General features: G+C 45.4%; 7 protein-coding genes. All 7 read right to left on the bottom strand.

Features of this window, described 5'->3' with window-relative positions; all coding sequences use genetic code 11:
* Nucleotides 1-172 precede the first annotated feature (172 nt).
* Complete coding sequence (locus tag IPP74_15485; GenBank protein MBL0320676.1) at nt 173-574, bottom strand: head decoration protein; 402 nt, start codon at nt 572-574, stop codon at nt 173-175.
* 3 nt (nt 575-577) lie between these two features.
* Nucleotides 578-1,564: a hypothetical protein gene (locus tag IPP74_15480; protein ID MBL0320675.1), complete on the bottom strand. Its 987-nt coding sequence runs from the start codon at nt 1,562-1,564 to the stop codon at nt 578-580.
* Nucleotides 1,565-1,673: 109 nt separating this feature from the next.
* Nucleotides 1,674-2,117: an HNH endonuclease gene (locus IPP74_15475; protein MBL0320674.1), complete on the bottom strand. Its 444-nt coding sequence runs from the start codon at nt 2,115-2,117 to the stop codon at nt 1,674-1,676.
* A gap of 541 nt (nt 2,118-2,658) precedes the next feature.
* Complete coding sequence (locus IPP74_15470; GenBank protein MBL0320673.1) at nt 2,659-2,952, bottom strand: hypothetical protein; 294 nt, start codon at nt 2,950-2,952, stop codon at nt 2,659-2,661.
* Nucleotides 2,945-3,151, bottom strand: coding sequence for a hypothetical protein (locus IPP74_15465; GenBank protein ID MBL0320672.1), 207 nt, complete (start codon nt 3,149-3,151; stop codon nt 2,945-2,947). The genes IPP74_15470 and IPP74_15465 overlap by 8 nt, the downstream gene beginning before the upstream one ends.
* A 46-nt stretch (nt 3,152-3,197) precedes the next feature.
* Nucleotides 3,198-3,734, bottom strand: coding sequence for a winged helix-turn-helix transcriptional regulator (locus IPP74_15460; protein MBL0320671.1), 537 nt, complete (start codon nt 3,732-3,734; stop codon nt 3,198-3,200).
* 72 nt (nt 3,735-3,806) lie between these two features.
* The coding region (locus IPP74_15455; protein ID MBL0320670.1) for a DNA polymerase III subunit beta at nt 3,807-4,235 on the bottom strand (429 nt) is incomplete at its 5' end.

The raw sequence follows: 4,235 nt of genomic DNA, 5'->3' as shown, positions 1-4,235 counted from the left end.
TAGCGGCCATAATCTGAGGCGCATTCTCAGGACGCTGTTCAATCGCAAAGACGGTACTTGTCAATCCACGAGTATCGAAATACTCGGACATACGACCCGGAATAAACGGCACCTTCGCCAGAGACAGCAACAATTGTTCACGAGTAAAGTAGTCACGAAAGATGTCCATGGCTTAGCTCCGAATCAGAATCATGTTAGTGCCATCCAGAGCCGTCTTCGCCGCTGCTTTGGAAGTCGCATCAGCCAAGGTATGCCAAGTCAATTTCGACTCTTTCACTTCAGCAAGACGCTTCACGATTCGTACAGTCACATCGCCCGCCGCCAAGGTATCGGCATTCACGTTGTCAGCCAGAATTCCAGCAGCAACCGTCGCACCCGTCGCCACGAGGCCAGCCACCGCATCGTCATACGGCGTATATTTGCCAGTAGCGGTAATCTTTCCAAGAACCGTCCCAGCGACACAGGGCTGAGTCTTGGACGCATCGGTCAGCATGGTGACGACTTCAAAAGAAATAGTGCCTTGATCGGAAGCCAGAAAATCAAGGTTACGATTCGGTTCAGTATAAGTAGCCATAAGTTATTCCTTCACGCTCTTGCCAGCGACTTGATTAAACAGTTTGGCATTCAAGTTAATCGCTGAATCCGCTTCCTTACCACTTTGAGTAGTATCTTTTAACCAATCAACAGAGGTATTCTGAGGTTTGAACGACATCAAATCCGCCGAAAGCAGTGCGAATGCGCTCGCTTCGAGTTCCACATACGGCTTTGCCGCTTCATCGCTGTATTCACGGTGGATCGCAGCGAATAGGCTTTTAACGGCCTCCACTCGAACCCCAAGCCGAATCGTCTTGACTTCATTCTCCGCCGAAAGCGCCCGCGCTTCAAAGTCCAGACTGCGCTTGCACTCTTCTTTCAGCGAATGTTCCAGCGAAGCCACGGCCTTGCCATGCTCCACTTCCGCTGCACTCAGCTTGACCTGCAAATCAGCAATCAACTGATTCGCAGCATCGAGCTTGCCCTGCACTTCATTACTATCCATTAAAGAAACCTCTTCTAAGGAACCATTGTTACGCGCAAATGCAATTACATGAGTATTAGGGTCAGCTCCAGCAGGAACGAAGGAGACTTCACGCACCTTAGCATTCCGAAGGACCGCATTAACGGTCATCGACTGACCATTCAATACAATCGGTCGAGCACTCGGAAAGCGTTCAATCTTGGCTTGAATCCCCACACTGAATTCCCACGGCGCACCTTCCGCGAATTCCGCCGACACTTGCTTACCTGAATCGGTCGAGGTGCTGAAGGAACCCGATAGATTTAACTTCGATCCATCATTTTCTAACTGCGCCTTACCCGCCCGCTGATTGGTGTCGTGATTCACAAGAGCGAAGACCGGACGTGCAGGAACCTTCGCTGTTGAAAGGTCAATCGCTACATCGCCGTAATCGCCATAATTCGGAATCACGCCACCACTGTACGCCACCCCACCAAATTGCGTTGGAGATGAATCCGTAGGATGGAGCGTTGGCGCAAACGAAAGAATAAAAGATTGTGCGTTCATACTGCTGTTAATAACATGAATTGATTTGAAGAATCCATGAATTCATTTCATTATTTTAGGCACAAAAAAACCCGCCGAAGCGGCGGGTTCAACATTTTAGAAATAGCGATTATTGCGGAAAGTTCAGCGCAGCAAATTCGCCGTGCAATGATTTTGAAGCTTTGTCATACGCTCGTGCGGCTTCTTCGGCTGATGCAAATGTGCCAATCGTTATTTGTATACGAGCAACCCATTTACCATTTTCGAGTTTTACACCTTTATAGCCAGTTTTGTTCTTTTGCTTTACGTTCACATTGTTTTGCGAATGCGTGCAAATACGGAGATTACTCCTACGGTTGTCGAGCGTGTTCCCGTTAATATGGTCAACCACAAATCCAATGGGTGGATTCATTAACTCTCTATGCATTATAATTTGCGATCTCTTGTAGGATCGAGACGCATATACGCGAACCTTCCCCTTCATTGAGTGCCACCGATATTGAGAGAGGTATTCGTAGTCATCGTCATCAACGATACATACGAATCCTTTTGAGAGCGTAATTTCCTTTGACATCGCTTCACCTTTTGCGATTTGTCACCTTATAGGTAGCAGTCAGGCGTAGGTGATGTTCGCTTTTCGCCCCGTCGGGCTAGACTGCTATTTCGTAATTACACGCTATGCCAGCCGAAGCGGGTGTTGGTATAAACAATACTCTTCAATCACTACACGAACTGCTGTCACTCGAAGAACTCGAAGGACAGTCATTGCTGTTTGAAAGAATACTCGTCAGCAACACTGTCACCGGATTCGTGGAAGCTCAGTGATTCGTGGAAGCTCTCCGACCCGCTAGGATCATACGCATCTCTTGCATTCACGGTTCATCAACCAAACAAAAAAAAAACCTGGAAAGAAAAAAGAAAACAAAGTTTGTGGAGTTCTTCTTGTCAGGACGACGCGATCGCGGCAATCATATTAATTCATCACTTTCAATCAAATCCCTCCCTCGCTCTCTTCCCACGCCAATCCGATACGCCGACTATAACGCTGCGCCACATCAATCGCGTCATCGCCCCACATCGTTGGCGGAATTCGTAAAACACCGAGCAACATCACATCACTCATTTTCTTCATCCTTATCGGTTAAACGACTCATTTCATTTATTCGCGTATATGGAGAAGGTTGTAACTGAATTTCTTCTTCATGCAAGCATTTCACAATCAATTCGTAACCTTCACCATCGGCTGAAAACACAGAAACACTACACCCTTTTGGGTTTTCAGAAATACCATCCATAGCCGCACTAATCGCTTTACTCAAAGAAATCAATGCGTTTCTTGTGCCTACAATCCACGCTTTATAGTGTTCACAATCTTGTGCGTGCAAATGAATCATCGGACAATCACTCATTCTCTTCATCCTTATCAGTGAATTCTGCAAAGACCACTTCTCCATCGACCAGTATCGGCTTATCCAAAGCGAGTAGCATTCGATTCAGAATGTCACGCAAGTCTTCAATCGACTCGACGTGCGGAGAAACTCCAAGCTGTGTATATCCACACAGTTCGCCATTATCGTTGTAGTACGCTTCTCGAATCGACAACAGTATTTCATCCGAGTTGCAATCGAATTCCTTAACAACACGATAATCCCAATCAGTCACTTATTAACTCCTTGAGTTCATTAAAGGAGAGCATCGAATACGTATTCGCTAAATCAGACGCCGCCCTTGACCACACGCTAATCCGATTCAAGTCAGTTTCACCTTTCACTCGACCAGCAACATCCAAACTCAGTTGACGCAACCATTCAATGTCATCACGAACAGAAATAATACCGCTAATTGGTTCGCAATCTTCATCGGTCAATTGAGGATCAGGAATATCATTGTACGAATCTGCAATCTGCCGAATCTCTTCAGTCGTGATATAGTCATACGCATCAAGCGTTTCTGATTCTTTCTGTTTCTTCTGAATCAATCGTTCGCCTTGTGGTGTCAACTGAATGCGTTCAGGAACTTCTTCAGTCTTCTCAAGCAGTCCAAACACTTCAAGACGACTAATGATTCGCGCAAGCGTGGAACGCACCGTAATATTCAAACGTTCTTTTAACTCCATCCGAGTTAATGACTCACCAGATTTGAACGACTCAAACACTTGGAGTTGAAGTGGACTAAGATCAGTGATTTTCATAAGTACCTATTGGTGTTTGGTAATGAGAGTATAGCATCATTTGTATTAGCAGTCAACCATTTTTAATGCTATTTATATCCGCATACACATAATGACTCGTTGACCACATACTTCCGTCGCTTCAATCAATGCAGAACTTGCAGGATTTAATGAAATCTTTACGGTTTCAGTATCCATTGAATTCAACGCATCCACCATATACCGTCCATTGAATCCTATGGTAAACAATGATTCAATTCCAGACGAAGTAATTTCAATCACTTCTTCGGATTGTTCATGGTCAGCATTCTTTCCAGCAATCATCAACGAATCTTTGCTGAAGTCGAATGCTAATCCATCATGTTTCGCATCCATCACACACTGAGCGCGTTTAATCGCATTCACAAAGTTTTCACGATGAATCATTGCGACATGCTCAGACGCCTTTGGAATCGCCCGCTGATACTCAGGAAACTTGCCATCAATTAACTTCGCCTTCAGTGTGACGCCTTCATTGTAAAC

It is taken from the genome of Alphaproteobacteria bacterium (assembly GCA_016722515.1).
Taxonomy (GTDB): Bacteria; Pseudomonadota; Alphaproteobacteria; order Rickettsiales; family JADKJE01; genus JADKJE01.
Note: the sequence above shows the minus strand (reverse complement) of the source record. Positions and strands in the feature narration are given on the sequence as shown.